The sequence below is a fragment of the Marivivens marinus genome (assembly GCF_035969385.1).
Taxonomy (GTDB): domain Bacteria; phylum Pseudomonadota; class Alphaproteobacteria; order Rhodobacterales; family Rhodobacteraceae; genus SELP01.
Window position 1 is genome coordinate 14,131 of record NZ_JAYKKJ010000010.1, and the last position, 16,463, is coordinate 30,593.

Sequence of the window (16,463 nt, forward strand, 5' to 3'; positions counted from 1 at the left end):
GAGAGTGGCGACGTTCGATTGGCCTCGGCTGACGAGGAGGGCGTTGAATTCTTGGAACGAGTGGATTTGTCCAACTGGTTCCAGACTGGTGAAGACTATGTCTGTGAGCCGTGCAGTGAGATCGAATTTACATTGATCTTGTCACTTGCGCGTCGGGTTCTGACAAGTCTGGAACCAGATTGAATAGAGTGCCCACGCTCCGGCACGACCGTCCCCGATGTTTTGGTCATCCTTGTCAGCAACGCAATGAGGCTGTGCAGGCCTGATCCCCCGTCGCGCGCCCATCTGACCCTCCGCGCGTCATCGGGTCAGACAGACCTTGCGTGGCTCCGGGACTGCGCCCCTACGTAAGGTGGGTTTCAACCCACCATCCTATCCGAAGATCGCCGCCTTGTGCTGGTCCAGGTAGATCCGCAGCCAGGGGGTGAACTGGTCAGGGCGCGCCGCGATCTGCTGTTCCAGTTCTGCCAGCATCAGCCAGTCGGTGTCCATCACCTCCTCCGGGTTCGGGGTGACGGCCACGCCCTTTGGCGCGTCCACAAGGAAGATGTCCACGACCTCATGTTCGGTCAGCCCGCCGCCCACATCTGCCCGGTATTCCACCTGTTGCCGCCAGACCGGGGCCACCCCGGTGATGCCCAGTTCCTGATCCAGACGCCGGTTTGCGCAGTCCAGCGGCGCCTCGTCCCACAGGGGATGGGTGCAGCAGGTATTCGCCCACAGACCGGGGGTGTGATACTTGCCCAGCGCCCGGCGCTGGATCAGCAACTGGCCGGCGGGATCGCGCAGAAAGACGCTGACCGCGCGGTGCCGCAGGCCGCGGATATGCGCCTCCAGCTTGTCCACCGGGGTCAACACCCCGTCCACCCAGGTCGGGATCATCTGTTGGTCTTGTCCAGTCATGGCCGCCTCTTGCCCCGAACCGCGCGCCTTGGGAAGTCCCCGGCGGCGATTTCCCCCCGGAACCGTGGCGAATTGGCGCGGCCCCTTTTCCCCGTCCGGCGACAGGACTATGGTCTGCCCAGAACCCATCCGGGCCGGACCACCCGGCCAAACAGTCAGGAGTCGATCATGACCAAGCTGAAACTCGCCGCCCTTGTCGCCGTTCTGGGAACGCCTGTTCTTGCCGAAGGGGATGCCGCCGCCGGGGAAGAGCTGTTCGGCCGCCAATGCGTATCCTGCCACGTCGTCGCCAATGCCGAGGGCGAGGTGCTGGCCGGGCGCAATGCCCGCACCGGCCCGAACCTCTTCGGGATCGTCGGCGGACCCGTCGGGGCCGTGGAAGGTTACAACTATGGCGAGGCGATCGTTGCCGCCGGTGAGGCTGGGGCGATCTGGGACGAAGATACCTTTGTCGCCTATGTGCAGGACCCGACCGATTGGCTGCGCGTGACCCTTGATGACCGCCGCGCGCGGTCCAAGATGTCGTTCCGCGTCCGCTCGGAAGACGATGCGGAAGACATCTACGCCTACCTCGCAACCTTCTCGGCCGGGGAAGGGGAAGAAGAGGCCGAAGCCGAATAATCGGCCGGTATCACGACAGTTTCCGGGGCGCCTTCGACGAGGAAGGCGCCCTTTTTCATTGCGGGCTTGGACTGTGCCCCCCCGGTTGCTATACGCGGCGGCGGACAACAGCGGCCAACCTGAAGGAAAGTCCAAGATGGGAATGTTCGAGTACAAGATCGTGCCTGCCCCGAAACGCGGCACCAAGGCACGTGGGGTAAAGACCGCCGAAGACCGCTTTGCGCTGTCGATGGAGCAGGTCATCAACGGGCTGGCCGCAGAGGGCTGGGAATACATCCGCGCCGACACCCTGCCGTCCGAAGAGCGCAGCGGGTTGACCGGGCGCACGACCGTTTACCAGAACCTTCTGGTGTTCCGCCGGGCCTTGCCGCCCTCGGATGACGAGATCCTCGATCAGATCCTTGCCGAGTCCCATGACGAGAGCCCGGAGCTTGCCGATGACCCGACCGCCGATGAGGACGAGCCCCTGCCCCCCGCAGAGGCCGAAGACCCCGAACCGGAGGCCGGGGAGGACGCAGACGAAGAGCCCCCCCTGCCCGAGCAGGAAAAGGCCTGACGCCCCGCCTACACTTCGCGCAGGTCCAGCCCCAACGCATGTATTCGGCCCATGATGTCGGCGCCCAGCGCGGCGTGAACAGCCCGGTGGCGGGCGATCCGCGATTGCCCGGCAAAGCCCGCCGAAACGATGGTGACGTGCCAGTGGCTTTCGCCAGTTCCGTCATCGCCCGCGTGGCCCGCGTGACGGGCGCTGTCGTTGCGCACCTCAAGCAGTTCTGGCGCGAACGCCTCGCGCAGGCGCATTTCGATCTGTTCCGCAAGTCCCATTATTTTTCCTGACCCCCTTCAATCTCGTGACACATCGCTTAAACTCCTGCGTCCGAGTCGAAAAGCGAGGCTTTGCAAATGCCCAAACCAGATCCCTTCGGGTTCGATATGTCGGTATCCGCGTCGAAGAAGAAAAATCCGCGCGGTCGCCGGGGCATGTCAGGTGCCTTCGAAACCTCGACCCGCGTCTGCGATCACGACGGATGCGAAGAGGCGGGGCAATACCGGGCACCCAAAAGCCCCGATATCCTCGACGATTTCTTCTGGTTCTGCAAAGACCACGTGCGCGAATATAACCTGAAGTGGAACTTCTTCGACGGCGCGACCGAGGCGGAATACATGGCCCAGGTCGACAAGGACCGGGTTTGGGAACGCGAGACAAAGCCGTTCAAACGGTCAGCAGAGGAACGGGCCTGGGCCCGGCTGGGCGTGGATGATCCGCATCAAGTGCTGGGCGAAAACGCGACGCTGAACCCCGGTCGGTCTGCCGGGGCGGGCCGCAAGCTGCCTCCGACCGAACGCAAGGCGATCGAAATCCTGGACGCCAAGGACAGCATGACCAAGGCGGAAATCCGCAAGGTCTACAAGTCGCTGATCAAGGTGCTGCACCCGGACATGAACGGCGGCGACCGCAGCCAGGAAGAGCAGTTGACTGAAGTTGTCTGGGCCTGGGACCAGATCAAGGTCAGCCGAAACTTCAAAGACTAGGGTCAGGCCCGCCCACGCGCCAGCCGTCCCATTCGGGGCTGGCGACCTTGTGGCGCGTCGGGCGTTTCACCGAAAATTGTATTCCTTTCCCGCCGCCACGCCCGGAACAGGACGTGGATGGCCGACAGGTTCAGCACCCATAAGAGCGCAAGGATTGGCGCCCCCGCCAGCATCACCAAAAAGGTAAAGGGGCCAAACATCGTTCCATAGAGTGGCAGCGCCAAGGTGCCCGCGACGACGGGGCCGGTGACGGTCGCAATGAGCCCGCCGCGCAGCGCCCGAATCGCGCCCTGTGTTCCGGGCCACCCGAACCGGTCCCGCGCCAGATAAAGCCCGGCGGCCGCACCGATTGCCCCGGCGACCACGATCCATTGCTCATAGATCGACATGGCATGCGACAGCCCCGCCCCATGCCCGATCCGCGCAACCGCGACAAAGCTGATCCCTGCGCCGAAGACGGCGATCAAGGCATAGGCAAGCCAGCGGCATTTTTCGCCGTCGCTTGCCCCTGTCAGCATTTCCACAATTTGTTTCATCAGATCCGGTAGCGGCCAGTAGCGCCCCATGAATGCGCCATTTGCCAAGCCCGATCCAGCGGTTCTGGATTTATATCAGATTTTCGACCAATTTCACCCGAAATTGTCGCCGCACCAAGTGCAATACCGACACCTCAACCGTATTGTTGGCGCGGGCCGAGAATCGCCTCGCTCCCTGCCCCGACATCAGGCGGCCCGGAACACAAGGCTGACACCATTGATGCAATGCCGCTTGCCGGTCGGGGCCGGGCCATCGTTGAAGATATGCCCAAGATGCGACCCGCAGCGGCGGCAATGGCACTCGGTCCGGGTGGTGAACAGGGTGTTGTCCTCTTTCGTGCCGATGGCGTTGGGCAGGGATTGCCAGAAGCTGGGCCAGCCGGTGCCGCTGTCGAATTTGTGGGCCGAGGAGTAGAGCGGCAGATCGCAGCCGCGGCAATGATAGACGCCCGCGGCATAGTTCTTGTCCAGCGGGCTGGACCCGGCCCGTTCCGTCGCTTCGTGCCGCATGACCCGGTATTCAAGATCGGTCAGCATCGCTTGCCATTCCGCGTCTGTGCGCGTCACTTCGAAACTCTGGGCGCGCAGGGCGGTGGCGGCGGGGGCCAGAAGGCTGGCAAGGCCAAGACGGGTAAACATGCGACGGTTCATAACGGGGTCCTTTCCTGTTCGTGGCAGCACTATCAGGTCCACCCCCGCCCCGCCCAGTCGCAAGCCCGTGACGCACGTCCTTGTGACAGGGCGTGAAGGTTCCGCCGCGGATCAGGCGAATTTCCCCGGCAAATGTCGCCGCTTGGCCTTTCCCTTGCCGCCCCGCCCGTTATGTTGCATCCCGAATCCGACGAAAGATATTTCAGGAAAGCCTGCCGCATGTCCGACCTTACGCTTGACCCGCAGATGAAACCGACCGAGGAAATCTCGGTTCGCGAGGTATTTGGTATCAATACCGAGATGACCATCAAGGGCTTTGCAGAGCGGTCGGACCGGGTGCCGGAGATCGACCCGACCTACAAGTTCGATCCCGAAACCACGCTGGCGATCCTTGCGGGCTTTGGCTGGAACCGCCGGGTGATGATCCAGGGCTACCACGGCACCGGGAAATCCACCCATATCGAACAGGTTGCCGCCCGGCTGAACTGGCCCGCCGTGCGCGTCAACCTTGACAGCCACATCAGCCGGATCGACCTGATCGGCAAGGACGCGATTAAGCTGCGCGATGGCAAGCAGGTGACGGAGTTCCACGAAGGCATCCTGCCTTGGGCGCTGCGCAACCCCGTTGCCATCGTGTTCGACGAATACGACGCGGGCCGCGCCGACGTGATGTTCGTGATCCAGCGGGTTCTGGAACATGACGGCAAGCTGACCCTTCTGGACCAGAACGAGATCATCACCCCGCACAAGTATTTCCGCCTGTTCGCCACGGCCAACACCGTGGGTCTGGGCGACACGACGGGCCTCTATCACGGCACCCAGCAGATCAACCAGGCTCAGATGGACCGGTGGAGCCTTGTGTCCACCCTCAACTACCTGTCGCATGACGCCGAGGCCGCGATCGTCCTGTCGAAATCGCCGACCTACAACACCGCCGAGGGGCGCAAGACCGTCAGCCAGATGGTCACCGTCGCCGACCTGACCCGGACCGCCTTCATGAACGGCGACCTGTCCACCGTTATGTCGCCCCGGACCGTGATCAACTGGGCCCAGAATGCCCAGATATTCCGCGACGTGGGCTATGCCTTCCGCCTGTCGTTCCTGAACAAATGCGACGAATTGGAGCGCCAGACGGTCGCCGAATTCTACCAGCGCTGCTTTGACGAGGAACTGCCCGAGTCGGCAGCCAGCGTCAGCCTTGGCTAAGGCGCTTCATATCGCCCTTGGCCTTGCCCTTTTGGGCGGGGCCGCGCAGGCGCAGGGGTTCGACACCCTGCCCGAAGATCAGCAGATCGGCTATTGCGCGGGCTTCTACCTTGCCGAAGGTGCGCATCTGGGCTCGGACCAGCCGCTGGCGGCGGGCTTTGTCGCACTGGCCGCCCGCACCTCTGCTCAGGCCGAGGCGGATGTCGCGGCCAAGCTGGAGGGCACGACCCCGATGCTTGTTCCCTTCTTCCAGACCTACGACAGCAACCCCTCGGCGCAGGCGATGATCGACCAGTCCCGCGCCTTCTGCGAGGGGCTGGCGGCGGGCTATGACGAAACAGCGGGCCTCTTGCCATGAGCAAACCCAGCGACAACCCCGCCGATCCGTTTAAGAAGGCGCTGGCCGAGGCGACCAAGGTTCTGGCTGATAATCCCGAATTGTCGGTCACCTATTCGGTCGATCCGCCCGGCCTGTCGAACGACAGCGTGCGCCTGCCGCAGGTCAGCCGCCGCATGACCCGCGATGAGGTGCTTCTGGCCCGCGGCACGGCGGACGCCTTTGCGCTGCGCCACAAGTTCCATGACGCGGCCGTCGCCAACCGCTACATGCCGCAGGGCCAGATGGCCCGCGACCTTTACGACGCGATGGAGGCCGCCCGGGTCGAGGCCGTGGGCGCGAAATACATGCCCGGCACCGCGGGCAACATCGACGCCAAGATCGGGAACGAGGCCGCCCGCAAAGGATACGACCAGATCACCCAGGCTTCGGACGCGCCCCTGTCGGTGGCCGCGGGCTACCTGATCCGGCATCTGGCCACCGGCCGCCCCCTGCCCCGTGGCGCCGACAACGTGATGGAACTGTGGCGCGGCTTCATCGAGGATCAGGCAGGCGGCACGCTGGACGGTCTGGCCGAGGCGCTGGACGACCAGAAGGCCTTCGCGAAATTCGCGCGGCAGGTCATCTCCGACCTCGGCTATGGCGATCAGCTGGGCGATGACCCGGACACCGAAGACGACGAGGCCCCCGACGACGCCAGTGACGAGGCGGCAGAGGACGACCCGGACTCGACCGGCGAGGACCAGTCCGAAGAAGAGCAGACCGAGGCCAGCCCCGAGCAAAGCCAGGAAGAAACCCAGGACGACAGTCAGGCCGAGGTCTCTGCCGATGACATGGCCGATGCGGAACTGGACGAAGAGGCGGAAATGCCCGAGGGCGAGGCCCCGCTGGAGCCGCCGCCGCCCGCCCCGATTTCCGACGCCGACCCGGACTACAGCGCCTGGCTGACCGACTTCGACGAAGAGATCGGCGCCGAAGACCTTGCCGAACCGGCAGAGCTGGAACGGCTGCGCGCCTATCTGGACCAGCAGTTGGAACCGCTCAAGGGCGCGGTGTCCCGGCTGGCCAACAAACTGCAGCGCCGCTTGCAGGCCCAGCAGAACCGCAGTTGGGAATTCGATCGCGAGGAAGGCATCCTTGACGCGGGCCGCCTTGCCCGCGTGGTCGCCAACCCGACGACGCCGTTGTCCTTCAAGGTCGAAAAGGACACCGAATTCCGCGACACCGTGGTGACGCTGCTGCTGGACAACTCCGGCTCAATGCGGGGCCGCCCGATTTCCATCGCCGCGATCTGCGCCGACGTGCTGGCGCGGACACTGGAACGCTGCAACGTGAAGGTGGAAATCCTTGGGTTCACAACCCGCGCATGGAAGGGCGGGCAAAGCCGCGAAAAATGGCTGGCCGATGGCCGTCCGCTGCAACCGGGCCGCCTGAACGACCTGCGCCATATCATCTACAAATCCGCAGACGCCCCGTGGCGGCGGACCCGGCCCAACCTTGGGCTGATGATGAAAGAGGGGCTTTTGAAGGAAAACATCGACGGCGAGGCGCTGGAATGGGCCTATCGCCGGATGATGGGCCGCCCCGAGGCGCGCAAGATCCTGATGGTCATTTCCGATGGCGCCCCGGTCGATGACAGCACCCTGTCGGTCAACCCGGCCAACTATCTGGAAAAACACCTGCGCGACGTAATCGCCATGGTGGAAAAGAAGAAGTTCGTCGAACTGATCGCAATCGGCATCGGCCATGACGTGACCCGCTACTACAACCGCGCGGTGACGATCACCGATGTGGACCAGCTTGCCGGGGCAATGACCGAACAATTGGCCAGCCTGTTCGACAGCGACCCGCGCAAACGCGCCCGTGTGCTGGGGATGCGCAAGGTCGGATAAGGGCCTTCGGGCGGCGGGAGACCACAGATGTTTCAGACCTTCGAGGAAAAGGCCGATGGGTCCAAAGGGCCAGAGCGGCTTGCCGCGTTGCGGGCCAGGATGGCAGCGGCGGGGCTGGACGCCTTCATCGTGCCGCGGGCCGATGCATGGCAGGGCGAATATGTGGCCCCCTGCGACGAACGGCTGGCATGGTTGACCGGTTTCACCGGATCGGCCGGGTTCTGCGCCGTTCTGGCCGATCGGGCGGGGGTCTTCGTCGATGGCCGCTACCGGGTTCAGGTCCGCGATCAGGTGGCAGACGTCTTCACCCCGGTCGACTGGCCCGAGGTGCAGCTGGGCGACTGGCTGACCGAACGCCTGTCCCCCGCCGCGGTGGTCGGGTTTGACCCTTGGCTGCATACCGTGGCCGAGGTCGAAACCCTGCGGAACACGCTGGAAAAGAAGGGGCTGTCGCTGCGCACGACCGACAACCTGATCGACCCGATCTGGCCAGACCGCCCCGCGCCGCCCGATGCACCTTTCTTCGCCTACCCGATTGAAAACGCGGGCGAAACCAGCGCGAACAAACGGGCACGTCTGGCCAAGACCCTGTCCGGGAACGGCCAGACTGCCGCCCTTCTGTGCCAGCCCGATTCCATCGCCTGGCTGCTGAACATCCGCGGCGCGGATATTGAAAAGAACCCGGTGCCACAGTCCTTTGCGATCCTGCGCGCGGACGGCACCTGCGCCCTTTATGCCCGCGACGGCAGGGCCGACGCGATCCGCGACCACCTTGGTGCCGGGGTCACGGTGCACCTGCTGGACGACCTGATCCGCGACCTTGCCGCACTGACCGGGCCGGTCCTGATCGACCCGAAATCCACCCCCCGCGCGCTGGCCGATGCGCTGGCGGGGGCACATGTGGCCACGAAAGACGGCGCAGACCCCTGCGCCCTGCCCAAGGCCCGCAAGAACCCGACCGAGTTGAAGGGCATGCGCGAGGCGCACCTGCGCGACGGCGCGGCCATGTGCCGGTTCCTGCACTGGCTGTCCGAGGCCGCGCCCAAGGGCACCCTGACCGAGATCGACGTGGTCACCGCGCTGGAAGGCTTCCGGCGGGACACCAACGCGCTTCTGGATATCTCTTTCGATACCATCGCCGGAACCGGGCCGAACGGGGCGATCATGCATTACCGGGTGACCAACCGCACCAACCGCATGCTGAAAGACGGCGACCTGATCGTGGTGGATTCCGGCGGGCAATACATCGACGGGACGACCGACATCACCCGGACGATGGGGATCGGCACGGTCGGGGCGGACGAACGGCGCTGCTACACCCGGGTCCTGCAAGGGATGGTCGCCATTTCCCGCGCCCGCTTTCCCAAGGGGGTTGGCGGGCAGCATCTTGATGCACTGGCCCGCGCGCCACTTTGGGCGGATGGCATGGATTTTGACCACGGCACCGGGCATGGGGTGGGGGTTTACCTCTGCGTCCATGAAGGGCCGCAGGGCCTGTCGCGGCGATCGCAGGTCGCGCTGGAGCCCGGCATGATCCTGTCGAACGAACCCGGATACTACCGCAACGGGGCCTTTGGCATCCGGATCGAGAACCTTGTCGCCGTCACCGACCCCGCCCCGTTCCCCGGCGGGGACGCACATCGGGCGCTGATGGGCTTTGAAACGCTGACCTTCGTGCCGCTGGATCGGGGGCTGATTGACGCATCCCTGCTGTCACCCGACGAAAAGGCTTGGATTGATGCCTATCATGCGGATACGTTGGCGCGGATCGGACCGCGGCTGGATGGCGCTGCCTCCGACTGGCTGAAGGCGGCCTGCGCGCCGCTCTGACGCACCACCGTTACGAAAACGGTTTAGAATGCCCCGCACGATGGCGACCCGCCTTCGTGGCACGGGGTTCTTATGACAGACGACGAGGGAGAGACGACAATGACCGACCATATCAAGATCCGCCCGGCAGATGGCACATGGGTGGTTCGCGCCGGCGGCGCCGTGATCGGCGAAAGCAAGGCGGCGCTGGAACTGGTCGAAGGCGATTACCCGCCGGTCATCTATTTCCCGCGCGACGATATCGCGATGGCCTTCCTTGACGCCTCGGCCACCGGGTCGCATTGCCCGTTCAAGGGCGACGCGGTCTATTTCAACATCATCGCCAAAAGCGGCCCGATCAACGACGCGGCGTGGAGCTATGAGGCCCCGAAAGACGTGGTGAAAGAGATCGCCGGATATCTGGCCTTCTACCCCTCCAAGGTCGCGGTCGAACGGGTCTGACAACGCGGGCCTTGCCCGAACCGCCCCCGATCATGCAGACTTCCCCCATATTTCAATTGGGGGCCCATTCCGGGAATGGGGATTTGACATGATCAGAATTGCTGCTTTCGTTCTAGCCCTGCTTGTGCCTGCCATGGCGCAGGCACAGTTGTTCCCGGACCCGGACAGCACGACCGTCAACGACTTTTCCGACATGATCGATGACGCGACAGAGGCACGTCTCGTCGAAACCCTGACCAAGCTGGAGGCTGATACCGGCGTAGAACTGACAGTCGTGACCCTGTCCTCTGTCGCCTTCTATGCCGAGGATATGACGGTCGAGGAATACGCCCGCGCCCTGTTCGACCATTGGGGGGTGGGCAAGGCCGCGACCAATGACGGCATCCTGATGATGATCTTCCGCGATGACCGCGAACTGTGGATCGAACTTGGCCTCGGATATGACAACAACTGGAACTACGAGGCGCAGGGCACCGTCAACACCGACATCCTACCCCACTTCCGCGATGGTAGCTATCCAGCCGGGATTGAATCCGGTGTCGATGGGTTGATCCGCCGGATCGTGACCCCCTTCAAGGCCGGGGCCGATGCCCCTGAACGCAGCAGTGGCGGGACAAACGCCTTTGCGATCATGGCCGCCTTTCTCGGTATCCCAATTGCTTTGGTCGCGGGCGGCTTTGGCTTTGCCGCCTGGCGTCGCCGAAACCAGCCCTGCGAAAGCTGCGGCCAAAAGGGCCTCCACCGCCACAAAGAGGTGCTGACCAAGGCAACGCGCCGCAGCAAGGGCGAAGGCAGGCTGACCCTGACCTGCCCGCATTGCGGCCACATCGCCACCAGCACCTACACCATCGCCGCGATTTCCTCGTCCAACAGCTCCAGCTCTGGCGGCAGTTTCGGCGGCGGGTCTTCGGGCGGCGGTGGCGCGGGCGGAAGCTGGTAGCGCCCGCCCGCCCTGCGTCCATCAGAAGCGAAAGCTGACCCGCGCGCTGACGCTCATCGCTTCAACGTCAATGCCGCTGCCCGCGAAGTCGTCGAACTTGTGCTGAAGAACCTCGCCCCCGACGGTCAACTGGTCGGACAATTGGTAATCCAGCCCGATCCCGCCGAAGTACCCGGTGTCCTTGTCATCAATCGCGCCCGAGGTGGTCAGCTGCGCCACACCGGCGGTCAGGTAGGGCATGAATTGGCCGGCGTCATACCCGACGCGTGCCTTGGCCCGTGCCACACTGTCCACCGACAGCCCGCTGACATCGTCGGTGATATCGGCCCCCGACAGCTCCAGTTCGCCGCCCAGGACGATGCTGCCAAGGTCCTGCAAATACCCTGCGTGGACACCATAGGTCAGCCCGTTGACTTCGTCCCCAAGGGTCGTCGATCCGGTCACATCGGCGTATCCCAGCGACCCACCGGCATAGAACCCGGTCCAATCGCCGCCCGTTGCGACAGGGGCATATGTGGCGACAGGCGCCGGGGCGGGGTCGATAACCGGCTCGGTCGGCCCACCGGCAAAGGCGGGAGCGGCAAGAACGGTGGTCAGGGCCACCGCGGAAACGGTCGGAAGTGTCTTCTTCATGAGGCTTATCCTTACTGTCTCGAGTCCTGCCCGCCGCGGGGTGGCGACGGGTGATCCTGTGATCGGACCCTAGGTGAAACCGCCGCAGCTACTTTCCAAGCCCCCCGGAAAATCGCGGCGCAAAGCTGCTGAAACACCCGGATACCACTGGCAAACTTCTGCCGGAGGGCACGCGGCGGCCCCATCCAACCCCACCCAAGGCAGCGTTTCGCCGACGGGCTGGCGACAACCGGCCCACCAAAAACGACGCCCTGTCGCAATTGGGAAAGAATGGCGGATGAATCACTTGAATAGTCGGATTAACGGCCCAACCGGCCCTTCCGCAGGATCAAGATGAGCGAAACCAGCATCCTAGACCTCGTGACCCGCACCATCGGTGCGCGGCGGGGTCGTGCTGCGCGCGGCCGTCCGTAATCGGCCCCCTCGATCTTATCTGCCCGCCTATCCCTTTTCCCTTGTCCTGCTACAGGCTGATCCATGTCGATTGAAATCGAATCCGAAGTCCCGTCCAACACCAGCGCGCGGGGCACCCGCTCTGGCGGTCGCGCCGCCCGCAAGGCCGCCCGCGCCGCCCCGCTGTCCGATGATATGCGCCCGGTCCGGCCCGGTATGCCCGGTGGCCAATACAAGCCCCTGACCGACGCGCAGGTGGCACGCATCCATGAAACCGCGCTTCAGGCGCTCGAACAGATCGGCCTGGCCGACGCACCGCCAAGCGGGGTCGAGATCCTGACCGGCGCAGGCGCGATCCTGGGCGATGACGGGCGCATCCGTTTCCCCCGCGCGCTGGTCGAAGACATGTTGGCCAAGGCCGCCCGCGGGATCACCCTGCACGGGCGCGACCCGCGCCACGACCTGCACCTTGCGGGCGCGAACGTGCATTACGGCACCGCCGGGGCCGCGGTGCATATGGTTGACGTGGCGGGGAAAAACTACCGCGACAGCACCGTGCAGGACCTGCACGACGCCGCCCGGATCGTCGACCAGCTGGACAACATCCACTTCCTGCAACGGCCCATGGTGTGCCGGGACATCGCCGACAACCGGGAAATGGACCTCAACTCGGTCTATGCCAGTTGTGCCGGGACCACGAAACACGTGGGCGTCTCCTTCACCGATCCCGACTATGTCGGCGACGCCATGGAAATGCTGCACATGATCGCCGGGGGAGAGGCCGAATGGCGGGCCCGCCCCTTCGTGTCGAACTCCAACTGCTTCGTCGTGCCGCCGATGAAATTCGCCACCGAAAGCTGCAAGGTGATGGAGGAATGCATCGCGGGCGGGATGCCGGTGCTGCTTTTGTCCGCGGGCATGGCCGGGGCCACCGCGCCCTCGACGGTGGCCGGGGCGATCGTGCAGGCCGTGGCCGAATGTCTTGCGGGGGTCGTCTATGTCAACGCGATCAAGCCCGGACACCCGGCGATCTTCGGCACATGGCCCTTCGGGTTAGACCTGCGGACTGGCGCGATGACCGGCGGGTCCGGGGAACAGGCCCTCCTGACCGCAGGCTGTGCGCAGATGCACAAATTCTATGACCTGCCGGGCGGGGCCGCCGCCGGGATCGCCGACAGCAAACTGCCGGACATGCAGGCGGGCTGGGAACAGATGTGTTCCAACGTGATGGCCGGTCTGGCCGGTCTGAACATGGTCTACGAGGCGGCAGGGATGCATGCCTCTCTCCTCGGGTTCTGCCACGAAAGCCTGATTCTCGGCGACGACCTGATCGGGCAGGCGCTGCGCTGCGTGCGCGGGATCGAGGTGGACGACACCACCCTTGCGCTGGAACAGATGCGCGAGGTCTGCCTTGGCGGAACCGGGCATTATCTTGGAACCGACGCAACGCTCAGCCGGATGCAAAAAGACCATGTCTATCCCACACTTGGCGACCGAACCTCACCCAAAGAATGGGCGGAAAAGGGCAAACCCGACCTGATCGAAAAGGCCACCGCGCGGAAAGAGCGGATCCTGTCCGAACGGGCCGCGGCCCGCTTCGACCCGGCCACCGACGCGGCGATCCGGGCCCGGTTCCGCATTCACCTGCCGGGCTAAGGGGGCGCCGCCCCCTCGACCCGTGCCGGGCCTCACCCCCGGAGTATTTCTGGCAAAATGAGAGCCGTTAATCCAAAATTAGGGTTAACGGCTCATGAAAGAGACACGGTACAGGCTGGAGAGCCGATGACCGTGCAAGGTGAGGGTTCAGACCCACCGTTTGGGGCAAAGTGAGGTCTCTCTCATTTTGCCCCAAATACTCCCACCGGAGGCATCCGCCGCCTCAGCCCTCGCAACGTCAAAACCATCGCGTCGCGGTGCCGATTTCAGAAAACGGAATGCGGCGGCAGCCGCGCAATTGGATTACGCGCCGCCGGGGGTGCTGATCGTGCCGCCGCCGACCAGCGCCCGCACGCCTGTCGTAGCAGGGCCCGAGGTGGGCAATCCCCGCGCCACCCGTGCGGCAAGAAAGGCAAAGGCCTGCGCTTCCAGCATATCGCCGTCCAGCCCCACCGCCTCTACCGGTTCGACGGGGCAATCCAGACCGGCGGCGAGCATTTCCATCATAACCGGATTTTGCCGCCCGCCCCCAGTCACCAGAACCCGGCCCGGTGGGCGCGGACAGAATTGCATCCCTTGCATCACCGCCGCCGCGCTCATCGCGGTCATGGTGGCGGCGGCATCCGCATCCCCCAACTCCCGCACAAGGTCCAGCATCAGTGAAAAATCGTTCCGGTCCAAGGACTTCGGCGGCACCTTCAGGAAATACCCTTCATCGAGAAACAGTTCCAGCGCGCCATCCACCACCTGCCCGGTGGCGGCCAGCGCCCCATCCCGGTCAAAGGGCTCTCTGCGCCGTTCCTGCATCAGGTCGTTGATCGGTGCGTTTGCCGGGCCGGTGTCAAAGGCCAGAAGCGCGCCCTCTGCCTCGGGCCGATCCTTGCCCGGGTCCACCCATGTCAGGTTCCCCACCCCGCCAAGGTTCAGAAAGGCCAGCGGCGCATCGGCGCCGATCCATTTGGCCAGCGCGAAGTGATAGAAGGGGGCCAGCGGCGCCCCCTGCCCGCCCAGACGCACATCGGCACTGCGAAAGTCCCAAACCACCGGCAGGCCCAGCACATCGGCCAGGGCCGCCCCGTCGCCCAGTTGCAGGGTGCCGCGTCCGGCCGGGTCGTGGGCCACCGTCTGCCCATGAAACCCAACAAGGTCTACATCCTCGAACCCAGACAATGCCTCGGCATGGGCGGTCAGCGTCAAATCGGCCGCCGCCGCGACCTCGGCCCCCTCCCATTTCCCGAGGGCCGCACGCAGGATCGCCTGTTCCTCTGTCGAATAGGGTCGAAACCGGCTTTCGCCAAAGCCCAGAATCCGCTCGCCATCGGTGGTCAGCACCGCCGCGTCCACCCCATCCAGCGAGGTCCCGGACATGGCCCCAAGCACCCGAACCGGTTCACCCTTCAACATCTGCTTTTCCTTGCGCTTCCTGCCGCTTATAGAGTGCCCCGACCGAAGCCGAAGGACAAGACGATGACCTACCATCCCAAATCCGATTTCATGGCCGTCATGATGGAACGCGGGTTCCTGTCTGACTGCACGGATTACCAGGGCCTCGACGAGGCATTGGTGAAGGGTGTCGTTCCCGCCTATATCGGCTTTGACGCCACCGCCAAGTCCCTTCACGTAGGCTCTCTCATCCAGATCATGATGCTGCGCTGGCTGCAAAAGACCGGCCACCAGCCGATCACCCTGATGGGCGGCGGCACCACCAAGGTGGGCGATCCGTCGTTCCGGGCTGATGAACGTCCGCTTTTGACGGCGGACCAGATTGACGACAACATTGCCGGGATCAAGAAGGTTTTCGCCGCCTACATCGACTATGACCGCGCCGAGAACCCTGCCCTGATGCTGAACAATGCCGAATGGCTGGACGGGCTGAACTACCTCGATTTCCTGCGCGACATCGGGCGGCATTTCAGCGTCAACCGGATGCTGTCGTTTGAATCGGTGAAATCGCGGCTGGACCGGGAACAGAGCCTGTCCTTCCTCGAATTCAACTACATGATCCTGCAGGCCTACGACTTTCTGGAGCTGAACCGCCGGTATGGCTGCCTGTTGCAGATGGGCGGGTCGGACCAGTGGGGCAATATCGTCAACGGGATCGACCTGACCCGCCGGGTGCTGGATCATGAAATCTACGGGCTGACTTCGCCGCTTCTGACCACCTCGGACGGCAAGAAAATGGGCAAATCCGCCGATGGCGCGGTCTGGCTGAACGCCGACATGCGCTCGCCCTACGAATTCTGGCAGTTCTGGCGCAACACGACCGATGCCGACGTGGGCCGCTTCCTGAAGCTCTATACCGAGCTTCCGGTCGAGGAGTGCGACCGTCTGGGCGCATTGGAAGGGTCCGAGATCAACGACGCCAAGATCGTTCTGGCGAATGAAGTCACGACCCTATTGCACGGGGCCGATGCCGCCGCCGCGGCCGAGGCCACCGCGCGCGAGGTATTTGAAAAGGGTGGCGTGGGCGATGACCTGCCCACCCTGACCCTGCCCGCATCCGAGGCGGCAGAGGGCATTTCATTGGCCCAGCTTGTCGTCCGCTCGGGCCTTGCCAAGTCGGGCAAGGATGGCAAGCGCCTGATCGCCGAGGGCGGGTTGAAGGTGAACGACGAGACCTGCACCGACGCGGGCCGGATGTTCAGCGCCGCCGATCTGGCCAGCCCGGTCAAGCTGAGCGCGGGCAAGAAACGGCACGCATTGGTGCAGCTGGGCTGATCACCAGATCAGCCGCACCGCCACCTCTCCGACGAACAGAAGCGCGCCGCCCGCAAGGGCGGCCGCCGCGGCCAACAGAGCCGCGCCCCGGACGGTAAGCCGCACCGAGGGCGCGGTCCGGCCATAGACGGTTCGAACGGATCGAGAATCGCGTCGGGTCATGCCCCCATTAA

Annotated in this window: 18 protein-coding genes; 11 read left to right on the plus strand and 7 right to left on the minus strand. The window is 64.4% G+C overall.

What is annotated here, in order from left to right; translation table 11 throughout:
* Positions 1–372 precede the first annotated feature (372 nt).
* Entirely contained in the window at positions 373–903 is a 531-nt protein-coding gene (gene idi / locus U3648_RS14410) for an isopentenyl-diphosphate Delta-isomerase (protein WP_420859935.1), read from the minus strand.
* Positions 904–1,071: 168 nt separating this feature from the next.
* On the opposite strand from idi, the gene U3648_RS14415 reads away from it, so the two are divergent.
* Positions 1,072–1,524 (plus strand): c-type cytochrome, encoded by a 453-nt coding sequence (locus U3648_RS14415; RefSeq protein ID WP_420859936.1) that lies wholly within the window; start codon positions 1,072–1,074, stop codon positions 1,522–1,524.
* A gap of 136 nt (positions 1,525–1,660) precedes the next feature.
* Positions 1,661–2,080, plus strand: a complete 420-nt coding sequence (locus U3648_RS14420; protein ID WP_420859937.1) for a DUF4177 domain-containing protein — start codon at positions 1,661–1,663, stop codon at positions 2,078–2,080.
* Positions 2,081–2,088: 8 nt separating this feature from the next.
* Here the strand turns inward: U3648_RS14420 and U3648_RS14425 are convergent, their stop codons facing one another.
* The gene (locus U3648_RS14425; protein WP_420859938.1) at positions 2,089–2,349 is read right to left on the minus strand and encodes a BolA family protein; all 261 of its coding nucleotides are present in this window, start codon (positions 2,347–2,349) and stop codon (positions 2,089–2,091) included.
* A gap of 78 nt (positions 2,350–2,427) precedes the next feature.
* On the opposite strand from U3648_RS14425, the gene U3648_RS14430 reads away from it, so the two are divergent.
* Entirely contained in the window at positions 2,428–3,057 is a 630-nt protein-coding gene (locus tag U3648_RS14430; RefSeq protein ID WP_420859939.1) for a J domain-containing protein, read from the plus strand.
* Between the two features lie 2 nt (positions 3,058–3,059).
* Here the strand turns inward: U3648_RS14430 and U3648_RS14435 are convergent, their stop codons facing one another.
* Positions 3,060–3,593 carry a hypothetical protein gene (locus tag U3648_RS14435; RefSeq protein WP_420859940.1) on the minus strand — a complete coding sequence of 178 codons (534 nt, stop codon included), beginning with the start codon at positions 3,591–3,593 and terminating at the stop codon, positions 3,060–3,062.
* Positions 3,594–3,779: 186 nt separating this feature from the next.
* Positions 3,780–4,244 (minus strand): peptide-methionine (R)-S-oxide reductase MsrB, encoded by a 465-nt coding sequence (gene msrB, locus U3648_RS14440; RefSeq protein WP_420859941.1) that lies wholly within the window; start codon positions 4,242–4,244, stop codon positions 3,780–3,782.
* Positions 4,245–4,463: 219 nt separating this feature from the next.
* On the opposite strand from msrB, the gene cobS reads away from it, so the two are divergent.
* The 6 genes from cobS to U3648_RS14470 all read left to right on the plus strand — a co-directional run bounded on the left by cobS (position 4,464) and on the right by U3648_RS14470 (position 10,890).
* Positions 4,464–5,450: a cobaltochelatase subunit CobS gene (gene cobS, locus U3648_RS14445; protein ID WP_420859942.1), complete on the plus strand. Its 987-nt coding sequence runs from the start codon at positions 4,464–4,466 to the stop codon at positions 5,448–5,450.
* Complete coding sequence (locus U3648_RS14450; RefSeq protein WP_420859943.1) at positions 5,443–5,808, plus strand: hypothetical protein; 366 nt, start codon at positions 5,443–5,445, stop codon at positions 5,806–5,808. The genes cobS and U3648_RS14450 overlap by 8 nt, the downstream gene beginning before the upstream one ends.
* Positions 5,805–7,679: a cobaltochelatase subunit CobT gene (cobT, locus tag U3648_RS14455; RefSeq protein ID WP_420859944.1), complete on the plus strand. Its 1,875-nt coding sequence runs from the start codon at positions 5,805–5,807 to the stop codon at positions 7,677–7,679. The genes U3648_RS14450 and cobT overlap by 4 nt, the downstream gene beginning before the upstream one ends.
* A 27-nt stretch (positions 7,680–7,706) precedes the next feature.
* Positions 7,707–9,509 (plus strand): aminopeptidase P family protein, encoded by a 1,803-nt coding sequence (locus U3648_RS14460; RefSeq protein ID WP_420859945.1) that lies wholly within the window; start codon positions 7,707–7,709, stop codon positions 9,507–9,509.
* A gap of 99 nt (positions 9,510–9,608) precedes the next feature.
* On the plus strand, positions 9,609–9,950 hold the full coding sequence (locus U3648_RS14465; protein ID WP_420859946.1) for a DUF427 domain-containing protein: 342 nt from the start codon (positions 9,609–9,611) through the stop codon (positions 9,948–9,950).
* An 88-nt stretch (positions 9,951–10,038) separates the two neighbouring features.
* The gene (locus tag U3648_RS14470; protein WP_420859947.1) at positions 10,039–10,890 is read left to right on the plus strand and encodes a TPM domain-containing protein; all 852 of its coding nucleotides are present in this window, start codon (positions 10,039–10,041) and stop codon (positions 10,888–10,890) included.
* Positions 10,891–10,911: 21 nt separating this feature from the next.
* On the opposite strand, the gene U3648_RS14475 is transcribed toward U3648_RS14470, so the two are convergent.
* Positions 10,912–11,523 carry an outer membrane protein gene (locus U3648_RS14475; RefSeq protein WP_420859948.1) on the minus strand — a complete coding sequence of 204 codons (612 nt, stop codon included), beginning with the start codon at positions 11,521–11,523 and terminating at the stop codon, positions 10,912–10,914.
* A gap of 477 nt (positions 11,524–12,000) precedes the next feature.
* Between U3648_RS14475 and U3648_RS14480 the strand changes: the two genes are divergently transcribed.
* Positions 12,001–13,572, plus strand: a complete 1,572-nt coding sequence (locus tag U3648_RS14480; RefSeq protein WP_420859949.1) for a trimethylamine methyltransferase family protein — start codon at positions 12,001–12,003, stop codon at positions 13,570–13,572.
* Between the two features lie 303 nt (positions 13,573–13,875).
* Here the strand turns inward: U3648_RS14480 and U3648_RS14485 are convergent, their stop codons facing one another.
* On the minus strand, positions 13,876–14,976 hold the full coding sequence (locus U3648_RS14485) for an anhydro-N-acetylmuramic acid kinase (RefSeq protein WP_420859950.1): 1,101 nt from the start codon (positions 14,974–14,976) through the stop codon (positions 13,876–13,878).
* Positions 14,977–15,039: 63 nt separating this feature from the next.
* Here U3648_RS14485 and tyrS point away from each other — a divergent pair, with 63 nt between their 5' ends.
* Positions 15,040–16,290, plus strand: a complete 1,251-nt coding sequence (gene tyrS / locus U3648_RS14490) for a tyrosine--tRNA ligase (protein ID WP_420859951.1) — start codon at positions 15,040–15,042, stop codon at positions 16,288–16,290.
* Here the strand turns inward: tyrS and U3648_RS14495 are convergent, their stop codons facing one another.
* Positions 16,291–16,452: a hypothetical protein gene (locus U3648_RS14495; protein ID WP_420859952.1), complete on the minus strand. Its 162-nt coding sequence runs from the start codon at positions 16,450–16,452 to the stop codon at positions 16,291–16,293. It abuts the gene before it with no gap.
* Positions 16,453–16,463: the final 11 nt, after the last annotated feature.

Excerpts from the sequence above, each read along its gene's own strand:
- idi (WP_420859935.1), bottom strand. The coding sequence starts at position 903 with ATGACTGGACAAGACCAACAGATGATCCCGACCTGGGTGGACGGGGTG.
- U3648_RS14415 (WP_420859936.1), top strand. The coding sequence starts at position 1,072 with ATGACCAAGCTGAAACTCGCCGCCCTTGTCGCCGTTCTGGGAACGCCT.
- U3648_RS14420 (WP_420859937.1), top strand. The coding sequence starts at position 1,661 with ATGGGAATGTTCGAGTACAAGATCGTGCCTGCCCCGAAACGCGGCACC.
- U3648_RS14425 (WP_420859938.1), bottom strand. The coding sequence starts at position 2,349 with ATGGGACTTGCGGAACAGATCGAAATGCGCCTGCGCGAGGCGTTCGCG.
- U3648_RS14430 (WP_420859939.1), top strand. The coding sequence starts at position 2,428 with ATGCCCAAACCAGATCCCTTCGGGTTCGATATGTCGGTATCCGCGTCG.
- U3648_RS14435 (WP_420859940.1), bottom strand. The coding sequence starts at position 3,593 with ATGAAACAAATTGTGGAAATGCTGACAGGGGCAAGCGACGGCGAAAAA.
- msrB (WP_420859941.1), bottom strand. The coding sequence starts at position 4,244 with ATGAACCGTCGCATGTTTACCCGTCTTGGCCTTGCCAGCCTTCTGGCC.
- cobS (WP_420859942.1), top strand. The coding sequence starts at position 4,464 with ATGTCCGACCTTACGCTTGACCCGCAGATGAAACCGACCGAGGAAATC.
- cobT (WP_420859944.1), top strand. The coding sequence starts at position 5,805 with ATGAGCAAACCCAGCGACAACCCCGCCGATCCGTTTAAGAAGGCGCTG.
- U3648_RS14460 (WP_420859945.1), top strand. The coding sequence starts at position 7,707 with ATGTTTCAGACCTTCGAGGAAAAGGCCGATGGGTCCAAAGGGCCAGAG.
- U3648_RS14465 (WP_420859946.1), top strand. The coding sequence starts at position 9,609 with ATGACCGACCATATCAAGATCCGCCCGGCAGATGGCACATGGGTGGTT.
- U3648_RS14470 (WP_420859947.1), top strand. The coding sequence starts at position 10,039 with ATGATCAGAATTGCTGCTTTCGTTCTAGCCCTGCTTGTGCCTGCCATG.
- U3648_RS14475 (WP_420859948.1), bottom strand. The coding sequence starts at position 11,523 with ATGAAGAAGACACTTCCGACCGTTTCCGCGGTGGCCCTGACCACCGTT.
- U3648_RS14480 (WP_420859949.1), top strand. The coding sequence starts at position 12,001 with ATGTCGATTGAAATCGAATCCGAAGTCCCGTCCAACACCAGCGCGCGG.
- U3648_RS14485 (WP_420859950.1), bottom strand. The coding sequence starts at position 14,976 with ATGTTGAAGGGTGAACCGGTTCGGGTGCTTGGGGCCATGTCCGGGACC.
- tyrS (WP_420859951.1), top strand. The coding sequence starts at position 15,040 with ATGACCTACCATCCCAAATCCGATTTCATGGCCGTCATGATGGAACGC.
- U3648_RS14495 (WP_420859952.1), bottom strand. The coding sequence starts at position 16,452 with ATGACCCGACGCGATTCTCGATCCGTTCGAACCGTCTATGGCCGGACC.